Source organism: Cryobacterium sandaracinum (assembly GCF_004403415.1).
In the GTDB taxonomy this organism is placed as follows: Bacteria; Actinomycetota; Actinomycetes; order Actinomycetales; family Microbacteriaceae; genus Cryobacterium; species Cryobacterium sandaracinum.
Genome location: NZ_SOGO01000021.1, coordinates 130,100 through 151,650 on the forward strand (window position 1 = coordinate 130,100; position 21,551 = coordinate 151,650).

22 protein-coding genes are annotated in these 21,551 nt (G+C 67.9%); 16 read left to right on the plus strand and 6 right to left on the minus strand.

Annotated features, from left to right (window positions below; translation table 11 throughout):
- The first annotated feature begins 6 nt into the window (after positions 1-6).
- The 9 genes from E3T25_RS07150 (at position 7) to E3T25_RS07190 (ending at position 6,051) form a co-directional block, all read left to right on the plus strand.
- Positions 7-363 (plus strand): holo-ACP synthase, encoded by a 357-nt coding sequence (locus E3T25_RS07150; RefSeq protein WP_104100935.1) that lies wholly within the window; start codon positions 7-9, stop codon positions 361-363.
- The gene (gene alr / locus E3T25_RS07155; RefSeq protein WP_134373339.1) at positions 360-1,538 is read left to right on the plus strand and encodes an alanine racemase; all 1,179 of its coding nucleotides are present in this window, start codon (positions 360-362) and stop codon (positions 1,536-1,538) included. The genes E3T25_RS07150 and alr overlap by 4 nt, the downstream gene beginning before the upstream one ends.
- Positions 1,538-2,059, plus strand: coding sequence for a tRNA (adenosine(37)-N6)-threonylcarbamoyltransferase complex ATPase subunit type 1 TsaE (tsaE, locus tag E3T25_RS07160; RefSeq protein WP_104100933.1), 522 nt, complete (start codon positions 1,538-1,540; stop codon positions 2,057-2,059). Before alr ends, tsaE begins: the two co-directional genes overlap by 1 nt.
- A 139-nt stretch (positions 2,060-2,198) precedes the next feature.
- Positions 2,199-2,831, plus strand: a complete 633-nt coding sequence (gene tsaB / locus E3T25_RS07165) for a tRNA (adenosine(37)-N6)-threonylcarbamoyltransferase complex dimerization subunit type 1 TsaB (protein WP_134373341.1) — start codon at positions 2,199-2,201, stop codon at positions 2,829-2,831.
- The gene (rimI, locus tag E3T25_RS07170; RefSeq protein WP_104100931.1) at positions 2,831-3,343 is read left to right on the plus strand and encodes a ribosomal protein S18-alanine N-acetyltransferase; all 513 of its coding nucleotides are present in this window, start codon (positions 2,831-2,833) and stop codon (positions 3,341-3,343) included. Before tsaB ends, rimI begins: the two co-directional genes overlap by 1 nt.
- On the plus strand, positions 3,340-4,452 hold the full coding sequence (gene tsaD, locus E3T25_RS07175) for a tRNA (adenosine(37)-N6)-threonylcarbamoyltransferase complex transferase subunit TsaD (RefSeq protein ID WP_104100930.1): 1,113 nt from the start codon (positions 3,340-3,342) through the stop codon (positions 4,450-4,452). The genes rimI and tsaD overlap by 4 nt, the downstream gene beginning before the upstream one ends.
- 139 nt (positions 4,453-4,591) lie before the next feature.
- Complete coding sequence (locus E3T25_RS16720) at positions 4,592-4,960, plus strand: DUF4190 domain-containing protein (protein ID WP_166785071.1); 369 nt, start codon at positions 4,592-4,594, stop codon at positions 4,958-4,960.
- Between the two features lie 97 nt (positions 4,961-5,057).
- Positions 5,058-5,621 (plus strand): DUF4190 domain-containing protein, encoded by a 564-nt coding sequence (locus tag E3T25_RS07185; protein ID WP_134373345.1) that lies wholly within the window; start codon positions 5,058-5,060, stop codon positions 5,619-5,621.
- Positions 5,622-5,640: 19 nt separating this feature from the next.
- Positions 5,641-6,051, plus strand: a complete 411-nt coding sequence (locus E3T25_RS07190) for a DUF4190 domain-containing protein (RefSeq protein WP_134342976.1) — start codon at positions 5,641-5,643, stop codon at positions 6,049-6,051.
- A 25-nt stretch (positions 6,052-6,076) separates the two neighbouring features.
- Here E3T25_RS07190 and E3T25_RS07195 read toward each other — a convergent pair whose 3' ends face one another.
- A complete protein-coding gene (locus tag E3T25_RS07195) occupies positions 6,077-7,276 on the minus strand; it encodes a class I SAM-dependent methyltransferase (RefSeq protein WP_104100926.1) in 1,200 nt (399 codons plus the stop codon).
- Positions 7,277-7,403: 127 nt separating this feature from the next.
- On the opposite strand from E3T25_RS07195, the gene groES reads away from it, so the two are divergent.
- From groES to E3T25_RS07215, 4 genes are all read left to right on the plus strand, one after another.
- Positions 7,404-7,700 carry a co-chaperone GroES gene (gene groES / locus E3T25_RS07200; RefSeq protein ID WP_066597535.1) on the plus strand — a complete coding sequence of 99 codons (297 nt, stop codon included), beginning with the start codon at positions 7,404-7,406 and terminating at the stop codon, positions 7,698-7,700.
- A 101-nt stretch (positions 7,701-7,801) separates the two neighbouring features.
- Positions 7,802-8,731 carry an EamA family transporter RarD gene (rarD, locus tag E3T25_RS07205; RefSeq protein ID WP_104101025.1) on the plus strand — a complete coding sequence of 310 codons (930 nt, stop codon included), beginning with the start codon at positions 7,802-7,804 and terminating at the stop codon, positions 8,729-8,731.
- A 46-nt stretch (positions 8,732-8,777) separates the two neighbouring features.
- Positions 8,778-9,509 (plus strand): ABC transporter substrate-binding protein, encoded by a 732-nt coding sequence (locus E3T25_RS07210; RefSeq protein ID WP_134373347.1) that lies wholly within the window; start codon positions 8,778-8,780, stop codon positions 9,507-9,509.
- Positions 9,510-9,634: 125 nt separating this feature from the next.
- Positions 9,635-10,930, plus strand: coding sequence for an ABC transporter substrate-binding protein (locus E3T25_RS07215; RefSeq protein WP_104100924.1), 1,296 nt, complete (start codon positions 9,635-9,637; stop codon positions 10,928-10,930).
- A gap of 219 nt (positions 10,931-11,149) precedes the next feature.
- Here the strand turns inward: E3T25_RS07215 and E3T25_RS07220 are convergent, their stop codons facing one another.
- The 4 genes from E3T25_RS07220 to E3T25_RS07235 are packed head-to-tail and all read right to left on the minus strand — an operon-like array spanning position 11,150 to position 15,093.
- Positions 11,150-11,920 (minus strand): ABC transporter ATP-binding protein, encoded by a 771-nt coding sequence (locus E3T25_RS07220; RefSeq protein WP_104171787.1) that lies wholly within the window; start codon positions 11,918-11,920, stop codon positions 11,150-11,152.
- Positions 11,917-12,831 (minus strand): ABC transporter ATP-binding protein, encoded by a 915-nt coding sequence (locus E3T25_RS07225; protein WP_104100922.1) that lies wholly within the window; start codon positions 12,829-12,831, stop codon positions 11,917-11,919. Before E3T25_RS07225 ends, E3T25_RS07220 begins: the two co-directional genes overlap by 4 nt.
- Complete coding sequence (locus tag E3T25_RS07230) at positions 12,821-13,801, minus strand: branched-chain amino acid ABC transporter permease (RefSeq protein ID WP_104101024.1); 981 nt, start codon at positions 13,799-13,801, stop codon at positions 12,821-12,823. Before E3T25_RS07230 ends, E3T25_RS07225 begins: the two co-directional genes overlap by 11 nt.
- Before the next feature lie 14 nt (positions 13,802-13,815).
- Positions 13,816-15,093, minus strand: a complete 1,278-nt coding sequence (locus E3T25_RS07235) for a branched-chain amino acid ABC transporter permease (RefSeq protein ID WP_134373349.1) — start codon at positions 15,091-15,093, stop codon at positions 13,816-13,818.
- Between the two features lie 277 nt (positions 15,094-15,370).
- Between E3T25_RS07235 and guaB the strand changes: the two genes are divergently transcribed.
- Positions 15,371-16,873 carry an IMP dehydrogenase gene (gene guaB / locus E3T25_RS07240; RefSeq protein WP_134373351.1) on the plus strand — a complete coding sequence of 501 codons (1,503 nt, stop codon included), beginning with the start codon at positions 15,371-15,373 and terminating at the stop codon, positions 16,871-16,873.
- A gap of 16 nt (positions 16,874-16,889) precedes the next feature.
- Here the strand turns inward: guaB and E3T25_RS07245 are convergent, their stop codons facing one another.
- Entirely contained in the window at positions 16,890-18,032 is a 1,143-nt protein-coding gene (locus tag E3T25_RS07245) for a MalY/PatB family protein (RefSeq protein WP_134342992.1), read from the minus strand.
- Positions 18,033-18,095: 63 nt separating this feature from the next.
- Here E3T25_RS07245 and E3T25_RS07250 point away from each other — a divergent pair, with 63 nt between their 5' ends.
- Together E3T25_RS07250 and E3T25_RS07255 are read left to right on the plus strand one after the other, a co-directional pair.
- Positions 18,096-19,214: a GuaB3 family IMP dehydrogenase-related protein gene (locus E3T25_RS07250; protein ID WP_134373353.1), complete on the plus strand. Its 1,119-nt coding sequence runs from the start codon at positions 18,096-18,098 to the stop codon at positions 19,212-19,214.
- A gap of 87 nt (positions 19,215-19,301) precedes the next feature.
- Positions 19,302-21,032, plus strand: a complete 1,731-nt coding sequence (locus tag E3T25_RS07255; RefSeq protein ID WP_104100917.1) for a glycerol-3-phosphate dehydrogenase/oxidase — start codon at positions 19,302-19,304, stop codon at positions 21,030-21,032.
- The last annotated feature ends 519 nt before the right edge of the window (positions 21,033-21,551 follow it).

The window sequence follows — 21,551 nt, forward strand, 5'->3', positions numbered from 1 at the left end:
GACCGGATGATCCGGGGCATCGGGGTCGACATCGTCGACCTCGCTCGCTTCGAACGGCAGGTCTTGCGCACGCCTGGGCTTATTCCGCGGCTTTTCACGGAAGCCGAGCGCGGGTTGCCGATGCACTCCTTGGCCGCGCGCTTCGCGGCCAAGGAGGCACTGATCAAAGCGCTCGGCGACAGTGCCGGTGCCAGCTGGCAGGAGATGGACGTCGTGACCGACGCGCACGGCAACCCGGGATTCGTGCTTCACGGGGCTACCGCGGCGGCACTGACGGCCCGCGGCATTGACACAGTGCACTTGACCATGACTCACGACGCCGGGGTGGCCTGTGCGTTCGTGGTCGCGGAGGGCGGGGCATGACCGGATACCGCGAGGCCGTCGTCGACCTGGGCGCGGTCTACGCCAACGTCGCGCACCTCAGGCAAGTGGCCGGCACCCCGCACCTGATGGCCGTCGTCAAGGCGAACGCCTACGGCCATGGGGCAGTGCCGGTCGCCCGCACCGCGCTCGCCGCGGGCGCCGACTGGCTCGGGGTGGCCGACGTCGACGAGGCGCTCGAGCTGCGGGCCGCCGGCATCGACGCGCCCGTCCTGGCCTGGCTGCACGATCCGGATGCGGATTTCACCGTCGCCATCACCCGGAGCATCACCCTCGGGCTGTCCTCGGCGCGGCAGCTGCGCCAGGTCGCCGAGGCCGCCGCCGCTCTCGGTCGCGTGGCCGACGTGCACCTCAAGCTCGAGACCGGGCTCAACCGCAACGGCGTGAACGAACCGGACTGGGCCGAGACGTTCGCTCTGGCGGCCCAGCTCGAGCAGGCCGGCCGCCTGACCGTGACCGGCATTTTCAGCCACTTGTCGAATGCGTCCCCGGTCGACGACGCCGAGGCGATCGAGCGCTTCGAACGCGGTGTCGCTCTCGCCGCCGACACCGGGCTGGCCCCGTCTCTGATCCACCTGGCGTCCACCGCGGCGGCGCTGCGCGTGCCGGCCGCCCGCTTCTCGATGGTGCGGGTGGGCATCGGCATCTACGGTCTGTCGCCGTTCGCGGACCAGACGTCGCGGGATTTGGGCCTCACCCCGGCGATGACGCTGCGGGGGCGCGTCGCCGCCGTGCGCCGCGTGGCTGCGGGGGCCGGGGTGTCCTACGACTACCTGTGGCGGGCACCGGTCGACGGCTACCTCGCCCTCGTGCCACTCGGCTACGCGGACGGCGTGCCCCGCCAGGCCTCCGGAACCGCGTGGGTCGACATCTCTGGACACTCGCATCCGCTGGTCGGGCGCATCGCGATGGATCAGTTCGTCGTCAGCGTCGGCCAGGAACGCGTGACGGTCGGCGACGAGGTCGTACTGTTCGGCAACCCGGAGACCGGTGTGCCGAGCGCGACCGACTGGGCCGACGCCGCCGGCACCATCAACTACGAGATCGTTACCCGGATCGGCCGCCGGGTTACCCGCAGCTACCGGAACGCGGTCGACGGCGCGGCGGGCGGCACGCGGCCCGGCGGCGGCGTTCGGCCCGGCGGCGGTTCGCGCTGATGCGCGCCGTCATCCCCGACGCCGACAGCATGCACGAGTTCGGCCGCACGGTCGCGGGGCTGCTGCAGGCCGGCGACCTGATCGTGCTGACCGGGCCCCTCGGCGCCGGAAAGACGACCTTCACCCGCGGCCTGGGGGAGGGTCTGCAGGTGCGCGGCTCGGTCACCAGCCCCACCTTCGTGCTGGCCCGCACCCACCCCAGCACGATCGGCGGACCCCCGCTCGTGCACGTCGACGCCTACCGGCTCGGAAGCGCCCTCGAGCTGGATGACCTCGACATCGATTTCGTTCGGTCGATCGTCGTGGTCGAGTGGGGTCGCGGGATGCTCAACGGTATCGCCGACTCCTGGCTCGATATCGAGATCGAACGGCCCGTCGGGGCCTCGCAGGCGGCCGCATCCGTCGTCGCCGACGAGGCCGAGGTGCTTGACCTCGACGAGCCGCGCACGGTCACGGTCACCCCGCACGGCCCCCGCTGGCCGAACGAATTCGACGGAGATTTTGCTCCTACGGGCCCATAGTGGGCCCGATCCGGCTCCAGAGCCCAAAATCTCCGTCGAATTCGTTCAGGGCGGCCGACGAGCAGGCCTGGCGGAGCAGGATCGGCAGCACAGCGCGTCGGCGGCACAGCGCATCGGACACAGCGAATAGGCTGGTGAGGTGCTTCTCGCCATCGATACTTCCGCCGGAACGAGCGTCGCGGTCGTGGATCTCGCCCGAGGCGTCATCGCCGAACACGCCACCGACGACACTATGCGCCACGCCGAGGTGGTCGGCCGCCTGATCGCCGACTGCCTCAGCGACGCGGCCGTGCCGATCAGCGGCCTCTCCGCGGTGGTCGGCGGCATGGGTCCCGGCCCCTTCACCGGTCTCCGTGTGGGCATCGCCGCCGCGCGGGTCTTCGCGCTGGGCGCCGGGGTGCCCTTCGTGCCCGTCGTCAGCCACGATGCGCTCGCCTTCGGCCGCTACCAGGCCGGTCACACCGGCCCGCTCGTCGTCGTCACCGATGCCCGTCGCCGCGAGGTGAACTGGTCCGTGTACAGCGGGGCGGATGCCGTGGGTCTCCCGATCCGGGTCGACGGTCCTGGTGTGGCCCGGCCAGCCGTGCTGCGGGAGCCCGGCTGGGCGCACGCTGGGGTGCCCCGCTTCGACGCGGTCGCCGTGTCCGCCGGGGAGCTGGGGCAGGTTGCCGAGCTGATGTGGGCCCACCAGCGCCCGTTCGCCGCCGACACGGCGCTCTACCTGCGCTCGCCGGATGTCACCGTGTCCAACGGCCCGAAACGGGTGAGTTGATGATGTGGCAGCTGCGGCGCGCCCGAGCCGCCGATGTGGACGCCATCATGGCGCTCGAGACCCGTATCTTCGTCAACGACGCGTGGTCCGCCGAGGCGATGGCCCAGGACGTGGTCAACCCGAACTGCTACTACCTGGTGGCCTTCCCCCCCGATGAGCCCGACCGGATCGAGGGCTACGCCGGGCTGCAGGCCCTGCAGGGAGCGCGCGAGGGCGACATTCAGACCATCGCGGTCACCCAAGAGGCCCGCGGCCACGGCCTCGGCCGAACCCTGATGCTCAGCCTGATCGCCGAGGCCCGGAAGCGGGGCGTGCGCGAGGTGTTCCTCGAGGTGCGCGCCGACAACCCGCCGGCCCAGGAGCTCTACCGCCGACTCGGCTTCGAGGAGTTGGGCATCCGCCCTGGCTACTACCAGCCCGACAACGTCGACGCGATCGTGATGCGACTGCACGTGCCTGACGCCGAGATGCAGATGACACCGGCAGAGGCCGCACTGGAGGCCACCGAATGACCGCCCTGAACGCGCAGACCACCCTGAACGCGATGACCGCGCAGAACCGCGCCAACCCGCTCGTGCTCGGCATCGAGACCTCCTGCGACGAGACCGGAATCGGAATCGTGCGCGGAACCACCCTGCTCTCCAACACGATCGCGTCGTCGATGGACGAACACGCCCGCTACGGCGGAGTCGTGCCGGAGGTGGCCGCGCGCGCACACCTTGAGGAGCTCGTTCCGGCGATCCGGGCGGCCGCGCTGGAGGCCGGCATCCGTTTGAAGGACATCGATGCGGTGGCCGTGACCTGCGGCCCCGGTCTGGCCGGCGCGCTCATGGTCGGGGTCGGCGCGGCCAAGGCACTAGCCATCTCGCTCGGCAAACCGATCTACGCGGTCAACCACCTCGTCGGTCACGTCGGGGCCGATGTGCTTCGACTCGGCGCAGACGACTCCACGAAGCCGCTGGAATACCCCACCGTTGCGCTCCTCGTCAGCGGCGGTCACACCTCACTGCTGCTGGTGCGCGATCTGGTCTCCGACGTCGAACTGCTCGGCGAGACCATCGACGACGCGGCCGGCGAGGCCTTCGACAAGGTGGCCCGCCTGCTCGGCCTGCCCTACCCGGGCGGACCCCAGATCGACCGGGCCGCGCGGGAAGGCAATCCCGCGGCCATCCGTTTCCCCCGCGGTCTCAGCCAGACCAAGGACATGGCGAAACACCGGTACGACTTCTCGTTCTCCGGGCTCAAGACCTCGGTCGCGCGCTGGGTCGAGCAGAGACGCGACGCGGATGAGTCGGTGCCGCTGGCCGACGTGGCCGCCAGTTTCCGAGAGGCGGTCGTCGACATCCTCCTGACCAAGTCAGTCGCGGCCTGCGTCGACCTCGGTGTGCCGAGGCTCCTGCTCGGGGGCGGCGTGATCGCCAACGCCCGGCTGCGTCAGGTGGCCCAGGAGCGCACGGATGCCGCCGGCATCGCCCTGCGCATCCCGCCTCTGTCGCTCTGCACCGACAACGGTGCCATGATCGCGGCCCTCGGGGCGCAGCTGATCATGGCCGGACATGCGCCTTCGTCACTGGAGTTCGGGGCGGACTCCACCCTTCCGGTCTCCGAGATCCAGGTCTGAAACCCCCTCCCACCGGTATTTCGCCACCGGACGGGTATTCTGGCTTCGGCAGGCGACGTTTGTTCGTGCGATCAACACCTTGTCCGACTGGGAGCCAGATTGGCAGCTCAGATGCACCATTCCCGAAGGAGCAATCGACATGACCGACCCCAACGAGCCGCCGGTTAACCCGCCCAAGTTCCAGCCGCCGGCGGCGCAGGCCGCTCCGGCCTACGCCCAGCCGGGCTACCCTCAGTCCTACGCGCCGCAGGGCCCGTCCGAGAAGTACAACGTGCTGTCCATTGTGTCGCTCGTGACCTCGGTGCTCGGGATCTCCCTGGTCGGCATCATCACCGGCCACATCAGTCTGAGCCAGATCGGGAAGACTGGAGAAAAGGGACGGGGACTCGCGATTGCCGGCCTCATTGTCGGCTACGCCGGCCTGGCGGCTCAGCTCCTGGCCGTCGTCCTGCTGATCCCGTTGATGATCGCGATCGCGAACGACCCGACCCTGCTCAATACCTACTGACCCGGTGGCCACGGGCAGAAATTCCGCGCGTCGATGACCCGTGACCCGATATGCAATTAGCGACGCCACCCCGTTGTCCGGAAAGGAATGAATTCGCATGAGCGATTCCAACAACCCCAGCAACTCTGACGTGCCCCGCGTGCCTGACGTGCCCCAGGTGCCCGGCGTGCCGGAGGTGCCTGACGTGCCGCAGGTCCCCGATATCCCGCGCGACGAGCAGGGGGCGTCCGCCGCCCCGCCGGCGTACAACGGCCCGACCCCGCCGGCCTCCGTCCCGCCCGCCTACGGCGCCGCGACCCCGCCGCCCGGCTACGGCACCCCGGCGGTGACCCAGGCGCCTGCCCATGGCGACGCGTATTCGTCGCCCTTCGGTGCGGTCGCCGCGAAGCAGCCGATTTTCAGCATCTTGGCGCTGGTCGCCGGCGTTATCGGCGTGCTCGGCTCGCCGATCGTGTTCCTCCCGATTGTGGGTGGCATCCTCGGACTGTTCATCCCCGCCGCCGCGGTCGTCCTGGGCTTCCTCGGTAAGTCGAAGGAGCCGCAGGCGAGGGGCTTCTGGCTGACCGGGCTGATCACGGGGTTCATCGGCGTCGGTCTGGCACTGGTCAGTATCGTGATCTGGTCTGTCTTCTTCGCCACCATCCCCAACTCGTCGTACTGAGCGGAAGATAGCAGCGGGGATGGTTGGGGAGGAACGGGACTGGTCCCGCAACGATGACTTCCGGGTCGACCTCACCCGGCCTCCGGCGCCCGCTCCGGGGGAGCTGGACTACGCGTCGACCATCACAGCCCCTACCGAATGGGTGCCGTACGTCTACACCGACAGCGAGCTGACCGCGCAGGCAGGCCAGGGCGGGCTGTCCATCGCATCGCTCGTCTTCGGGCTGCTGGGGCTGCTGATCGCGGTCTTCGGCGTCTGGGGTGCGGCGCTCTCCCTGGCCGCGGTCGTGCTGGCCGTGATGGCCCGCGTGACCGAGCGCCGTGCCGGCACCGCGTGGGCCTACGGGCTGTGGACCGGGCTGGCCGGGCTGGTCCTCGCGGTCGGGTGGGTGTTGATCGTCACACAGGTGCTGACGGTCGTGCCCGGCTGAGCCATGCTGTCCTTCGCCGCTGGCCTCAGTCGAGTGGCGGAATCCGCTCCACCAGCAGAGCCACCCGGTGGCCGGCGGCCCGGGTGAGCACGAGCGTCGCCGACTCGGGGCCTTTGAGCTTCAGTCGGGTGCGCAGGGTGGCCGGGTCGACGTCCACGCCGCGTTTCTTGATCTCGAGAGTGCCGATGCGGCGTTCTTGTAGGCCCAGCCGCAGCTTCTTCTCGTCGACCGGCAGCACCTCGAGCACCCGGAATGCGGTGGCGAAGGGCGTGCGTTGCAGGGTCTCGGAGGTGAAATACGCGATCCCCTCGCTCAGCATCGACGCGTCGAGCGACCGGGCCAGGTCCCCGATCAGACGGGCACGGATGATCGCGCCGTCCGGCTCGTACAGGTAGTCGCCCAGCACTCCCACCGGGGCATCCGTGCTGTCGTGGGGCGCGGTCAGTTCGTGGATCCCGGTCCGGCCGAGCAGCAGGGCGGAGCGACGGATGCCGGCGCGCGCCAGTGCTCCGAACCACAGCCCCATCTCCACGAGCTTGCCGTCCACGGAGACCCACTGCGACTCGGCTTCCGCGGGGATCAGCTCGCGGTCGTGGCCCGGCCCGAGCTTGACGCCGACGGGCATCCGCTCACTGAGACCGAAGACAAAATCGAGGTGCGGGGAGTAGTCCTCCGGCCGGGTCAGGCGCGAGGTGTTGGAGTGCCCGGCGGTGCGCCGGGCCGGGTCGAGCCAGGCGGCGTCGAAGCCGGCCAGGTCGACGTCTTCCGCGGACGAGTGCAGAACGCTCGCGTTCTCGAACGGAGCCAGGTTGTAGCTGGCGACGGTCGCGGTCACCTCGTCGGCGTCCACCCCCGTCACCGTGAGGTCCATGGCGGCCAGGGCCATGGCGTCGCCTCCGATGCCGCAGCCGAGGTCGACGACCCGGTTCAGGGACGCGCCCGCGAAGCGGCCGGCGTGCAGCGCCGCCACCCGCAGCCGGGTGGCCTGCTCGAGGCCGGCCTCCGTAAACAGCATGCGGCCGGCGAACTCGCCGAACTTGGGCACGGCCCTGGCTCGGAGCCGGGACTGGCTGAGCACCGCGGTGACCAGCTCGGGGCTGTGTCCGGCCTTGCGCAGTTCGCTCACCACCCGCACGACGTCGGCGGCCGCGTCGTACGGCGGCAACGAGTCCAGCAGGCGCAAACCGCCCGGCGATAACAGCTCGACGAGCTCTGAGCGTTCCATCGTGTAAACCTATCAACACGACGCATCTGGCACTCACGTTGCGTGAGTGCCAGATGCGCCCTAAACTCGTCTTGGCACTCTCGCTGTGAGTCTGCTAACTATGTCTTAGCTAAGAAAGAGGTCAACCGTGTCGGTCTCCATCAAGCCGCTCGAGGATCGCATCGTCATCAAGCAGGTCGACGCAGAGCAGACCACCGCATCAGGTCTGGTCATTCCTGACACCGCCAAGGAAAAGCCCCAGGAGGGCGAAGTTGTCGCAGTCGGCCCCGGCCGCATTGACGACAACGGCAACCGCATTCCACTCGACGTCGCCGTCGGCGACAAGGTGATCTACTCCAAGTACGGTGGAACCGAAGTCAAGTTCGGTGGTGAGGACCTCCTCGTCCTGTCGGCCCGCGACGTGCTCGCAGTCGTCGTTCGCTAGCCACACCCACGCAACGGTAGAATCCCGGATGGCCCTGGCCATCCGGGATTCGTCGTTAAGAAAGGTCCGCTGTGGCGCAAGACGCTCTTCCACCCGGGAAAATCCGCGCGGCCCGCCCGGCGCGGTCGGAGCAGAGCAAGGGACTGATCTACGCGGTCCTCGCCTACGCCCTCTGGGGCACGCTGCCGCTCTACTTTCTGCTCCTCGCGCCCAGTGGTGCCTTCGAGATCGTGGCCTGGCGGGTTCTCTTCTCCCTGGTGTTCTGCGCACTGCTGATCACGGTCACGCGCAAGTGGAAGTCCTTCCTCGCGCTGCTGCGGAGGCCTCGCATCGTGTTCACCATGGGTCTGGCCGGCCTGCTGATCTTCGTCAACTGGCAGACCTACGTCTTCGCCGCCCTCAGCGGCCACGTGGTCGAGGCAGCCCTCGGCTACTTCATCAACCCGATCGTGACCGTGTTCCTCGGCGTCATTCTGCTGCGCGAGAGGCTGCGCCTGCTGCAGTGGGTGGCCGTGGGAATCAGCCTCGGGGCCGTCGTCGTGCTCACCGTCGGCTACGGCTCGCTGCCGTGGGTGTCGCTCATCCTCGCGTTCTCGTTCGGATTCTACGGATTGATCAAGAAAAGGGTCGGCCGCGACGTCGATGCCGTCGCCGGACTCACCCTCGAAACGGTCTGGCTCGCACCCATCGCCGTGGTGCAGCTGATCGTGGTGGCCTCTGTCTCCGGTCTTACCTTCGGAAGCGTGTCCATCTGGCATACCGTGGGGCTGCTGGCAGCAGGTGTTGTGACCGCTGTGCCGCTGTTGTTCTTCGCCGCCGCGGCCCGGCGCCTGCCTCTGACATACATGGGTCTGATCCAGTACTTCGCTCCGATCCTGCAGTTCCTGGTCGGCGTCTTCGTGCTGCTCGAGCCCATGCCGCCCGAGCGCTGGGTCGGTTTCGCACTGGTCTGGGTGGCGCTGGTCGTTCTCACGACCGACATGGTCCTCACCGGACGCGCGCCCCGGCGTGCGTCCCTTGAACCGGTCTGAGCCCCGCTACGCTCGGGGACGCACCTCGTATGTGAAAGGACACCGGATGCGCACTGCGTCGACTTCCCTGCCCGTCATCCTCGTCGGGGCGCTGGCCTGCGTGCTCCTGCTGTCCGGATGTAGGGCTGAGGTCGCGCCGCCCTCAGTCGAGCCCGCTGCCGCCGCGTCCGTCGTGGTGGCTCCGTCCGGTGACGGGACCGTGCGCCTCGGAACTCTGTTCCCCATGACGGGCCCGGCGGCGGCCAGTGGTGCGGCACAGGTGGCCGGCTCCGAACTGGCCGCCCGGGAGATCACCGAGCAGGGCCGAATTCTCGGGACTCCGATCGAGATCATCCACCGCGACTCCGCCGTCGACCCGGCGACGTCGCTGACCGACTTGTTGGCTCGTGGCGTCGACGTCGTGCTGTGGGACGCCACCGTTCCGATGCCGGGCGATCTGGCGGCCGCCGTCGCGGCGGCGCCGGTGGTACTGCTGTGGCTCGGCGACTTCGCGAACGGAGGCACGCCGCTGGCCGCCAGTGACGGCTTCGCAGCGCGCCTGCGCACCCTCGATCCAGGGCTGGTCGACACTGCCGGCGGCGGTGAAGCCTATGACGGAGTCGTCTTGAGCGCCCTGGCCGCAGCACGGGCCGGAGACGACGGTGCGGCGTCGATCAGGCCCGCTCTCGACCAGGTCAGTACCGGGGCGTTCGCCTGCGCATCCTGGGGAGAATGTGCGGCCGCGCTGGCCGATGCGCAACAGATCGCTTATCAGGGCGTCACCGGCCGCCGATCGTAACGATTTGGTCTGCGTTACACGGATGTAACCCGGTTGCCTTGTTTCGCGCGATTCCTGTCAATAATGTGACAGAACGGCAGTCAATCGACCGCTGTCATTTCTCATTCCTAGTCCCAAGGAGCAACATGAGCGTATTCGCGAAGGCCTCGGCCTCCCGCTCAGTTCGGGCAGTCGTCACTGGAGTCGCCTTGGTCGGCGTCAGTGCACTTCTGCTCACCGGCTGCAGCAGCAACACCACTGAGCCGGCTGCATCGGAAGCCCCCGCCGCGAGCGGAGACGCCCAGGCCATCACGGCCGGCGACCGTGACCTGACCCTGAAGGTCGGCACCATCCTTCCCCAGAGTGGCGCCCTGGCCTTCCTCGGCCCGCCCGAAGAAGCCGGCGTCGCCCTGGCCGTCAAGGACATCAACGACGCGAACCTCGGATTGACCGTTGAGGCCATCTTCCGTGACTCCGGCGACACCACGACGGACACCGCGACCGGTTCGGTGACCGACCTTCTCTCGCAGAAGGTTTCCGCCATCATCGGCGCGGCATCCTCCGGCGTCTCCAAGACCGTGATCGACCAGATCACCGGCGCGGGCGTCGTGCAGTTCTCCCCGGCCAACACCTCGGCGGACTTCACGAAGTACGCCGACAAGGACCTCTACTGGCGCACCGCCCCGTCCGACCTGCTGCAGGGTGAAGTCCTGGGCACCCAGATCGCCGACGACGGCAACAGCACCCTCGGCCTGATCGTGCTCAACGACTCTTACGGCACCGGCCTGGCCGAGTCCACGACGACCGCCTTCGAGGCTGCGGGCGGCGAGGTCGTCGCCACGTCCCTGTTCAACGAGGGTGACTCCAACTTCGCCGCTCAGATCTCCGAAGTGACCGCCGCCAACCCCGACGCGATCGCCCTGATCACGTTCGACCAGGCCAAGGTCATCACCCCCGCACTGGTCGGCTCCGGCTTCCCCGGTGGCAACCTGTACTTCGTGGACGGCAACCTGTCCGACTACAGCAAGGACTTCGACGCCGGCATCATCACCGGTGCCAAGGGCACGCTGCCCGGCCTCGACGTAGGAACCCTCGGCGACTTCACCGATCGTCTCAAGGAGATCGACCCCACCCTGACCGACTTCAGCTACGCGGCAGAATCTTACGACGCCGTCATGCTCGTCGCGCTGGCCGCCTACGCGGCCAACGACGTCTCGGGTGAGGCCATCTCCAAGCACCTCCGCCAGGTCTCTGGGGGAACCGGCGACGGCACCACGGTCTCCGACTTCACCGCGGCGGCTAAAGCCCTCGCGGCCGGCGACCAGGTCGACTACGAGGGCTTCTCCGGCCCGGTCACGTTCGATGAGAACGGCGACCCGACCGAGGCAACCATCGGCGTCTACGAGTACCTCGAAGACAACACGTACAAGCGCATCAACTAGTCACGATTCGTCGCTGACCGGCGTTCGATCTGGAAGGGCCCCGACTTCGGTCGGGGTCCTTCTTCGTGCGCCCGGTGACGGCCGTCACCCGGTGACGCCCCTCTCCCGGACACGATCGGCGTCACCGGACACGGAGCACCGGACACACGGAAGCGGCGCCCGAAGATCTCGGGCGCCGCTTCGTCGTGCGGGGCGTGCAGTCGGTGCTGGCGGCTCCGGCTAGTCGTCCTGGCCGAGGGTGCCGAGGTAGAGGCCGATCACCTTGGGATCGTTCAGCAGCTCGCGGCCGGTGCCCGTGTAGGCGTCACGGCCCTGGTCGAGCACGTAACCGCGGTCGCAGATCTGCAGGCACCGGCGCGCATTCTGCTCCACCATGATCGTGGTCACGCCGGCCTTGTTGATCTCCTTGACACGCAGGAACGCCTCGTCCTGGCGCACGGGGGAGAGGCCTGCGCTCGGCTCGTCGAGCAGCAGTACGTGCGGGCCCATCATCAGCGCCCGCGACATGGCCACCATCTGGCGTTCCCCGCCGGACAGCGATCCGGCGCGCTGCTGCAGACGCTTCCCGAGCTCCGGGAAGATCTCCGTGACGAACTCGAGGCGTTCGGTCAGGCCTTTCGGCTTCAGGAACATGCCCATCTCCAGGTTTTCCTGGATCGTGAGCGTGGGGAAGACGTTGTTCGTCTGGGGCACGAAACCGACGCCCTTGGCCACGAGCTTGTTCGCCTTGAGGTTGGTGATGTTCTCGCCGCGAAGCAGGATCTCACCCTCCCGGACCTTGACCTGGCCGAAGATCGACTTGAGCAGCGTGGACTTGCCGGCGCCGTTCGGGCCGATGATCCCGATCAGCTCGCCGTCGTAGGCGGTCAGGGAGCAGGCGTTGAGGATGTTGACGCCCGGCAGGTAGCCGGCCGTCACCGTCTTGACCTCGACGACGGGCTGCCCGGTGGGCGTGTAAGCCGGCGCGGCGGCAGGGCTGGTGTTCGTCAATCGAGCAACTCCTTAATGGCTTCCACACGTTCTGTTTCGGCGGCCGGATCCTCGCCGAGGTCCTCGTCGTGGTGCTGACCCAGGTAGGCGTCGATCACGGCGGGGTTACGCATCACCTCGTGCGGGTCGCCCTCGGCGACCACGCGGCCTTCGGCCATCACGATGACCCAGTCGGCGATGTGGCGCACCATATGCATGTCGTGTTCGACGAACAGAACCGTCATGCCCTCCGCCTTCAGGTTGAGGATGTGGTCCAGTAGCGACTGCGTCAGTGCCGGGTTCACCCCGGCCATCGGCTCGTCGAGCATCACCAGGCTCGGCTCGCTCATCAGCGCCCGTGCCATCTCGAGCAGCTTGCGCTGCCCGCCGGAGAGGCTTGCGGCGTAGTCGTCCTTCTTGGTGTCGAGCTTGAACCGTTCGAGGATATCGAGGGCCTGCACCCTGTTCGCCTCCTCCTGTTTGGCCCAGAAGAAGGGGAAGATCGCCCGGAACAGGTTCTCGCCGGCCTGGCCCTTGGCGCCGAGCAGCATGTTGTCCATGACGGTCAGCAGGCCGAGCGCCTTGGTGAGCTGGAAAGTGCGCACCTGGCCCATCCGGGCCACCTTGAACGCGGGCATCCCCGACAGGGGGCGACCTTCGAAGGTCCACGACCCGGTGTCAGGCTTGTCAAAGCCCGTCAGCAGGTTGAACAGGGTGGTCTTGCCGGCTCCGTTGGGCCCGATCAGCGCCGTGATGGCGCCGCGCGGGATCTCGACGTGGTCGACGTCGACGGCCTTGAGACCGCCGAAGGTTCGACTCACGCCGTCGGCAACCAGGATCGGGTCGCGCTTCTTGCAGCCCGGTTCGGCCTCGCCGATGTGCAGGTCGGTCGACTTGACCGGCTTGTTGCTGGGAACGGTGTTATTTGACAAAGGCCAACTCCTTCTTGTTTCCGAAGATGCCTTGCGGTCTGAAGATGACTATAAGCATGATCGCCACTCCGACCAGGATGAAGCGCAGCTGGCCGGCCTGAATGCTGGTGATGAAAGGGATCCAGCCTGCCTCCACCGCTCGGGCGATGAACCCGGAGAAGAAGGAGAGCAGAACCCAGAAGACCATCGAGCCGATGACCGGCCCGAGAATCGTCGACGCGCCGCCGAGCAGGAGGATCGCGTAGATGAAGAACGTCAGGGACGTCTGATAATTCGAGGGCACCACCGCACGGGGAAGCACAAAGATCATTCCGGCGATCGTGCCGAACACGCCACCGAGAATCAGAGACTGCATCTTGTAGGAGTAGACGTTCTTGCCGAGCGCGCGCACAGCATCCTCGTCTTCACGGATTCCCTTGATCACGCGACCCCACGGGCTGCGCATGATCTGCCAGGTGAACAGGCAGGCGAGGGCCACGATCGACCAGGCCACGATGCGCAGCCACCAGTCGTACTCGTTGTACTCGAAGGGGCCGAAGCCGTAGCGCCCCTCCGGGATCGGGTTGAGGCCGGCGAAACCGCCCTTGTAGCCGCTCAGGCCGTTCGCGGAACCCGTGATGGACTGGAACGTGTTCGTCGTGAACAGGAGGCGCACGATCTCGGCCGCCGCGATCGTCACGATCGCGAGGTAGTCCGCGCGCAGGCGGAGCGTCGGGATGCCCAGGACCAGGGCGAAAACGACGGATGCGCCGACCCCCACCAGCACGGCACCCCAGACGGGGAAACCGAAGCTGAGGGTGGAGATGGCGAACCCGTAGGCTCCGAGGGCCATGAAGCCGGCCTGGCCGAAGTTCAGGAGGCCGGTGTATCCGAAGTGGATCGCCAGCCCGAGAGCCGCGAGGGCGTAGGCGGCGGTGGTCGGGCTGATCAGCTCGACGGCTGCGTTGCTAAAGATTGCTCCCCAGTCGATCATCGGATGCCCTTCTAGCCAATTCTCTCTTTGCGACCCAGGATGCCTTGCGGCCGAAGCAGCAGCACCAGGATCAACACGACAAGTGCACCGACGTATTTAAGGTCGGAGGGAAGCAACAGCGTCGACAGTTCGACGAACAGGCCGACGATGATCGAACCGATCAGGGCGCCGAAAGCGGTGCCAAGACCGCCGAGGGTCACGGCCGCGAAGACGAGCAGCAGGATCTGGAAACCCATATCCCAGCTGACGCCCGGTCGGAAGTAGGCCCACAGAATTCCGCTGAGGCCGGCGAGGGCCCCACCGAGCACCCAGACGATCCGGATGACGCCGTCGACGTCGATCCCGCTGGCCGAGGCCAGGCTGGGATTGTCGGAGACCGCGCGGGTGGCCTTGCCGATGCGGGTGCGCAACAGGAAGTAGGAAACGGCCAACAGCACCACGATGCTGATGCCCATGCTGGCCACGTCGATCATCGAGAGCCGGATCGGACCCAGCTGCATGTCGGCGAGGCCGGATCCCGGAAGCTGGCTCGTTCCGCCGCCGACGAAGATCTGGAACAGGTAGCGCAGGGCGAGCGAGAGGCCGATGCTCACGATCATCAGTGGGATCAGACCGACGCCCTTGCGGCGCAGCGGCTTCCAGATCACCGCGTCCAGGCTCCAGCCGAAGCCCGCGCTCAGCGCGACGGCGATGATGATCGCCAGCCAGATCGGCAGGCCGAGCGTGACCGAGAAGAGGAGGGACATCAGCGCGCCGAAGGTGATCATCTCCGCATGCGCGAAGTTGCTCAGCCCGGTGGTGCCGAAGATCAGGGACAGCCCGATCGCGGCGAGGGCCAGGAGCAGACCGAAGTTCAGCCCGTTGACGAACCGATTGATGAACTGGTCAAAGAAGCTCACCGTCGTGCGCGTGCCCTCACCGAGGAAGAAGTTGACCGACTTCACCTTCGTGAGCGCGAATTCCGCCTCGATCACGCTGCCGCCCTTGGCGACGACGACGCCCTCGGGGAGGGTCTCCTCATCGAGGGTGACGGTGTAGGCGGCCTTCTCGGGCACGCCGACCTTCCACTTGCCGTCGGCACCCGTTTCCACGGATGCTTCATAGCCGGCCCCCTCGACGGTGATCAGCACATTGTCGAGCGGTTTCTGGTCGAACTGCACATTGCCGGTGAGTACGAACTCGTACTGATCGGTTCCGACCTCATCGGCATGAGCCGGACTGGCCGAGACGGTGGCGAATGTGGACATAGTCAGGGCTGCGAAGAGCAGGCCGAAAAAGATCACCAGCATTCTGGGTGAGAATCTGCGAACAGCTTCAGGGGAATTCACTGCACCTCCATGGCGGCACCGTTGGGTCTGTGACCGAGCGTGCCCCGGGTCTCACCTACCAACATCTTTGTTGACAGTAAGTGAAGATTATGTCGCATATGTTCCGACGACGGCCGACACTCCCTAGATTCTCTGCTGAGGAATGCGCAGAGCGCAACGTCGCTTAACATTGAGAAGCCGGTAATCGAGTTGGATGGCCGCGTTTTCTCCACTTTCCTGCATTGTTAAAAGGGGTTTCATGGATCAGCCAGATCCGTTCGGTTTCACCGGGCTTACGTACGACGACGTCCTTCTTCTTCCGGGGCACACCGACGTCATTCCCAGTGAAGCCGGGACAATGTCTCGGTTGACGCGCCGGATCAGCGTGGCCACGCCGCTGCTGTCCAGCGCGATGGACACCGTCACCGAGACCCGGATGGCCATCGCGATGGCCCGTGAGGGTGGCCTCGGCGTGCTGCACCGCAACCTCTCGATCGCGGACCAGGCCGAGCAGGTCGACCTCGTCAAACGCAGCGAATCCGGCATGATTACCAATCCGGTAACAACTTCGCCCGACGCCACCGTTGCGGAGGTCGACGCCCTCTGCGGGCAGTACCGGATCAGCGGTCTTCCCGTCGTCGACGCCGACGGCGTGCTCGTGGGCATCATCACAAACCGGGACATGCGGTTCGTCTCCACCACCAAAAAGCACACGACCCGGGTGCGCGAGGTGATGACGACGGCACCGCTGATCACGGGCAAGGTCGGCATGGCCCCGATGGACGCCGTCGCCATCTTCGCCACCCACAAGATCGAGAAGCTTCCCCTCGTGGACGACCACGGCCGCCTGACGGGCCTGATCACGGTCAAGGACTTCGACAAGAGCGAGGAATACCCCTTCGCCACCAAGGACGATGCCGGACGACTGCGCGTCGGCGCGGCTATCGGCTTCTTCGGCGACGCCTGGCAGCGCGCCACCGCACTTCTCGAGGCAGGCGTCGACGTGCTCGTGGTCGACACCGCCAACGGCGACAGCGCCGGGGTGCTCGAGATCATCCGTCGCCTGAAGTCCGACCCTGCCTTCGAGGAGGTCGACGTGATTGGCGGCAACGTGGCCACCCGCTCCGGCGCCCAGGCCCTCATCGACGCCGGCGCCGACGCGATCAAGGTCGGGGTCGGCCCCGGCTCGATCTGCACCACCCGCATCGTCGCCGGCGTCGGCGTGCCGCAGATCACCGCCGTCTACCAGGCGTCGCTCGCGGCCCGGGAGACCGGCATCCCGGTCATCGCCGACGGCGGGCTGCAGTATTCCGGCGACATCGCCAAGGCACTGGTCGCCGGCGCGGACACCGTCATGCTCGGCTCCCTGCTCGCCGGCTGTGACGAGAGCCCCGGCGAGCTCGTCTTCGTCAACGGCAAGCAGTTCAAGACCTACCGCGGCATGGGCTCGCTCGGCGCGCTGCAGAGCCGTGGCACGAAGACCTCCTACTCCAAGGACCGCTACTTCCAGTCGGATGTCCCCTCCGACGACAAACTCATCCCGGAAGGCATCGAGGGCCAGGTCCCGTATCGCGGACCGGTATCCGCCGTGGCCTACCAGCTGATCGGCGGCCTGCGCCAGTCCATGTTCTACGTGGGCGCGCGCACGATCGACGAGCTCAAACAGAAAGGTAAGTTCGTTCGGATCACGTCCGCCGGGCTCAAGGAGTCGCACCCGCACGACGTGCAGATCGTGGTCGAGGCGCCCAACTACCGCCGCTGACAGTACTCGAGGGCGACTAGGCGGCCGCGGCCAGCCGGGAGACCGCTTCCGCGAGCACCTCAGGTGAACACCCGAAGTTGAGACGCGCGAAGCCCCGGCCCGGTTCGCCGAACATCGGGCCGGGGCTGAGCGCGACCCGGGCCTGCTCGAGTGCGACCAGCGCCGGGTCGTCACCCCAGCCGAGGCTCCGCAGGTCAAGCCAGGCCAGGTAGCCGGCCCCTGGCTGCCGGTAGCCGACCCCGGGCAGTTGCGCGTCGAGCAGCGCGGCGAGCTCGTGCCGATTGTCGTCGAGGGCCGCGATCACCCCGTCCAGCCACGGCTCCCCGTCGCGGAACGCCGCGATGCCGGCGATCAGCCCGAACTGGCTTGTGCGCCAGGACACCTCCTGGGGCAGGGCGGCGAGCTCGGCGCGCATCCGTTCGCCGGCGGTGACGAGAAGCGCGCATTTGAGGCCGGCCAGGTTCCAGGCCTTGCTCGCGCTCGTCACGCAGACGCCGTGGTCGGCGGCCTCGGTGGAGACCGTGAGGTAGGGCGTGAAAGCGGCGTCGGTGTAGGTCAGCGGGGCGTGGACCTCGTCGCTGACGACCGTGACGCCGTAATGGGCGGCGAGCTCGGACAGCGCCGTAAGGTCCTGGACGGTGTGCGGATGCCCGATCGGGTTGTGCGGGTTGCAGAGCAGCACGCAGCGCACGCCCGATCGGAAGGCGCGCTCGAGGCCGTCCAGGTCGAGGGTCCAGCCGGTCTGACCGGCGAGGAGTGGCACGGCGTGCGGCACCCCGCCGGCCTCGGGCACGAGGTCGAAGAACGGCGGGTAGACCGGGGGAGTGATCACAACCCGGTCGCCGGGCCTGATCAGCATTCGCAGGGTCTCCACGATGGCCACGCTGACATCTGTCGTCGTGGTCACCTGCTCCGGGTCGACCTGCCAGCCCCAGCGGCGACCGGCGAACCCCGCGAAGGCCGCGCCAAGCCCGTTGACCGGTGCGACATACCCGGTGTCGCTGCGCCGCACCGCCGCTGTCAACGCGTCCCGGATAGGTTCGGCGAGCGGAAAGTCGGACTCGGCGACGAAGAGCGGCAGCACATCGGCGGGAAAACTGCGCCATTTCATGCTGGTGCGCTCGCGCAGGAAGGACAGAGGGTCGGCGGTGACGTCCATCACCTCAGGATGCACCCCGCGGCATCCGTCGTCGAGGAGCGCCGCGGCACCTAAACTGAAATCATGGAAATCGAGATCGGCCGCTCCAAGCGCGCCCGCCGCGTGTACGCCTTCGACGACATCGCGATTGTGCCCAGCCGGCGCACCCGCGACCCGGAGGATGTGTCGGTCGACTGGACCATCGACGCGTATCAATTCTCGATCCCGTTCCTCGCGGCGCCGATGGACTCCGTGGTCTCCCCGCAGACGGCCATCATGATGGGTCAGCTCGGCGGCGTCGGCGTGCTCGACCTCGAGGGCCTCTGGACCCGCTATGACAAACCCGAGCCGCTCCTCGCCGAGATCCGCGAGCTGCCCGCCGACCGGGCCACCGCGCGCATGCAGGAGATGTACTCCGAGCCGATCAAGCCTGAGCTCGTCACCGCCCGCCTCGCGGAGATCCGCGCGGCCGGCGTGACTGTGGCCGGCGCCCTGTCGCCGCAGCGCACGCAGGAATTGTACGAGACCGTCGTCGCCGCCGGCGTCGACCTGTTCGTCATCCGCGGAACCACCGTTTCTGCCGAGCACGTCTCGCAGAACCAGGAACCCCTCAACCTCAAGAAGTTCATCTACGAACTCGACGTACCCGTGATCGTGGGCGGGGCGGCGACCTACACCGCGGCCCTGCACCTCATGCGCACGGGTGCGGCCGGCGTGCTCGTCGGCTTCGGCGGCGGCGCGGCCTCGACCACGCGCGCCTCCCTCGGCATCCACGCGCCCATGGCCACGGCCGTGGCCGATGTCGCCGGTGCCCGTCGGGACTACATGGACGAGTCCGGTGGACGCTACGTGCACGTCATCGCTGACGGCGGCCTCAACACCTCCGGCGACATCGTCAAGGCCATCGCCTGCGGCGCCGACGCCGTCATGCTCGGCACCGCGCTGGCCCGGGCGACGGATGCCCCCGGCGGCGGCTTCCACTGGGGTGCCGAGGTGCACCACTCGAAGCTGCCCCGCGGCAAGCGGGTCGAGGTGGGCGCCCTGGCGCCGCTCGAGACCATCCTGTATGGCCCGACGCCGATCGCCGACGGCACCGCGAACCTCGTCGGCGCGCTGCGCCGGTCGATGGCGACCACCGGTTACTCCGACCTGAAGGAATTCCAGCGCGTCGAGGTGGTCGTCGCCCCGTACCGGGGGAATTAGACGGTTGTCGCGCCGCACCGAGTGAACTAGCGTCGGTATGAATTAGCGTCAGGTAAGCACCACACCATCCGGAATGGGAGTGAGCACATGGCACCAGGTAATTCGGCGTCGCGATCCACGAAACTGGGTCCGGAGGAACGAGCTGCGGCCCTCGAACGGCTGAAGGGCAAAGAGCTCGACATCCTCGTGGTCGGCGGCGGCATCGTCGGCACCGGAGCCGCCCTGGACGCGGTCACCCGCGGCCTGAGCGTGGGAATCCTCGAGGCCAGGGACTGGGCGTCGGGAACGTCGAGCCGGTCGTCCAAGCTGGTGCACGGCGGCATCCGCTACCTGGAACAGGCCGACTTCCGGTTGGTGCGCGAGGCTCTGACGGAGCGTGGCCTGCTCCTGCAGCGCATCGCCCCGCACCTGGTGAAGCCGGTGCGGTTCCTGTACCCGCTCAGGAAGCGCGTCACCGAGCGCTTCTACGTGGGCGCCGGCATGCTCCTCTACGACCTGTTTTCATATACCGGCGGGCGCGCCCCCGGTGTGCCGCACCACCGCCACCTGTCCAAGCGGCAGGTGAAGGGGCTTCTGCCCAGCCTGAACACCGACACGATCGTCGGCGGCATCACCTACTACGACGGGCAGGTCGACGACGCGCTCTACGTGGCCTCGCTCGTGCGCACCGCGTCGTTCTACGGGGCGCACGCGGCCAGCCGGGTGCGGGTCGAAGGATTCATCAAGGTGGGTGAGCGGGTGGTCGGCGTGCACGCCCACGACCTGCAGACCGATGAACGGTTCGAGGTGCGGGCCCGGCAGGTCGTGAACGCCACCGGGGTCTGGACCGACGACACGCAGCGCATGGTCGGCGAACGCGGCACGTTCAAGGTGCGCGCGTCGAAAGGCATCCACCTGGTCGTGCCCCGGGACCGGTTCCAGTCGGCCATGGGGCTGCTGCTGCGCACCGAGAAGAGCGTCCTGTTCGTGATCCCCTGGGGACGACACTGGCTGATCGGCACGACCGACACGGACTGGCATCTGGACAAGGCGCACCCGGCCGCCACCGCCGCCGACATCGACTACCTGCTCGAACACGTGAACGCCGTGCTCCGGGTGCCGCTGACCCGGGAGGACGTCGAGGGAGTCTACGCCGGCCTGCGGCCGCTCCTGGCCGGGGAGTCGGAGAGCACCTCGAAGCTGTCCCGCGAACACCTCGTCGGACACTCCGTGCCCGGCCTGGTGGTGATCGCGGGCGGAAAGTGGACCACGTACCGGGTGATGGCGAAGGATGCGATCGATGCGGCCGTCGACGCCTTCGACGAACGGGTCCCGGCCTCCACCACGGCGGAGATCCCGCTGCTCGGCGCCGAGGGCTACCAGGCCGCCTGGAACAAGCGCGGCCGGATCGCGCGGGCGTTCGGCCTGCACACCGTCCGCGTCGAGCACCTGCTGAACCGCTACGGCACCCTGACCGACGAGCTTCTCGACCTGATCCGCAAGACCCCGTCACTGGCGGACCCGCTGCCGGGGGCCGACGACTACATCGAGGCGGAGGTCGTGTACGCGGCCACGCATCTGGGCGCCCTGCACCTCGAGGACGTGCTGGCTCGCCGCACTCGCATCTCGATCGAGGCCTGGGACCGCGGCGTCTCGGCGGCGCCCGTGGCCGCGCGGCTGATGGCCGGGGTGCTTGGCTGGGACGAAGCCCGGGAGACGCGCGAAGTGGGCACCTACCTCAAGCGGGTGGCGGCGGAACGCGCGTCGCAGCAGCAGCCCGACGATGAGTCCGCCGACCGCGTGCGGCTCGAGGCTCCGGACATCGCCGCCACGAAATAGGAGCGAGCCTCTCCTGCCGCCACCCTCGCCCGGCGTCCACTCCCTGCCTCCGCTTGTCCGCTCGCACCCCGCCGGTGCGTGAACGAATTCGACGGAGATTCTGCCCTGTGGGGCCTGAAAAATGCCCGACAGCGCCGTTCAGGGCCAAATCTCCGTCGAATTGGTTAGGCCGGCCGAGCGCACGCGTGTGGCCAACTCAGGACATCCGTCGCCTGGGCTGCCCGCCCGACACGGACCAGAGCAGAACTCGTGCGGGTGCCCGGGCCCGGCCGGACGGATCTCCTGCGTTAGCCGCAACACCGAGCGGATGTGCCGCAGCGCCTTTGTGGTTCGGGCATCCGCCAGACACTCAGCCCCAGCCCGTACCAATTCGACGGAGATTTTGGCCCGTGCGGTGCAGAAAGCGCCCGACAGCGCCGTTCAGAGCCAAATCTCCGTCGAATTGGTGAGAGCAGTGGGCGGCGCGGCGGCGCGGCGGCGGGCGGCGGGCTGCGGGGCTGCGGGGCCGCGGGGCTGGCG